This window comes from Microbacterium sp. NPDC097977 (assembly GCF_040302605.1).
In the GTDB taxonomy this organism is placed as follows: domain Bacteria; phylum Actinomycetota; class Actinomycetes; order Actinomycetales; family Microbacteriaceae; genus Microbacterium.
The window spans coordinates 1-1,051 of sequence record NZ_JBEOUR010000142.1; the positions used below are offsets into that span (position 1 = coordinate 1).

The 1,051-nt window shown below is 68.4% G+C and carries 1 protein-coding gene; it reads left to right on the forward strand.

From position 1 onward, the window contains the following. A partial coding sequence (locus tag ABTZ43_RS17250; RefSeq protein ID WP_350539645.1) for a glycoside hydrolase family 38 N-terminal domain-containing protein occupies window positions 1-1,051 on the forward strand: 1,051 nt, incomplete at both ends.

Here is a 1,051-nt window from a genome sequence, read left to right on the forward strand (position 1 = left end):
CGACGTCGCCCCGCCGCATGCGCATCCTCCAGGCGATGGATGACGCGCTCGACGTGCTGGATCTGCAGCGCATCGCCGAGACCGCATCCGATGCCAGGGCCCGTCTCGCGCCCGCGCTGGCCGCTCCGGCCGAGGCGAGCGCGCACCGCATCTCCGCGGTCGGGCACGCGCACATCGACTCGGCATGGCTGTGGCCGGTGCGCGAGACGATCCGCAAGGTCGCACGCACGACCTCGTCGATGACCACCCTCATCGAGGAGCAGCCGGACTTCCTCTACGGCATGTCCAGCGCGCAGCAGTACGCGTGGCTCAAGGAGCACCGGCCCGAGGTGTACGCGCGCGTCAAGGCCGCCGTGGCCGAGGGGCGTTTCCTGCCGCTGGGCGGTATGTGGGTCGAATCCGACACGGTGATGCCCTCGGGAGAGTCTCTGGTGCGGCAGTTCTCATACGGTCAGCGCTTCTTCGAGCGCGAGTTCGGCATCCGCTCGAAGGGCGTGTGGCTCCCCGACAGCTTCGGCTACTCGCCCGCACTGCCGCAGCTGATGCGTCGTGCCGGATTCGAATGGTTCTTCACGCAGAAGATCTCCTGGAACCAGCAGAACGTCTTCCCCCACCACAGCTTCCTCTGGGAGGGCATCGACGGCTCGCAGGTGTTCACGCACTTCCCGTCGATGGATACCTACAACTCGCAGCTGAGCGGCATGGAGGTCGCCAAGGCCTCTCGCCAGTTCAAGGAGAACCGGGTGTCGTCGCGGTCGATCGCACCGGTCGGCTGGGGCGACGGCGGCGGGGGGACGACGCGCGAGATGACCGGGAAGGCGCAGCGCCTGCAGAACCTCGAGGGCAGTGCGCAGGTCGTGTGGGAGCATCCCGACGTCTTCTTCGAGGCCGCGCGTGCCGAGATCCCGAACCCCGCGGTCTGGGTCGGAGAGCTGTATCTCGAGCTGCATCGCGGAACCCTGACCAGCCAGCACGCCACCAAGGCCCTGCATCGCTGGGCCGAGCAGGCGCTGGTCGAGGCCGAGCTGTGGGCGGCGACGGATGCCGTGCG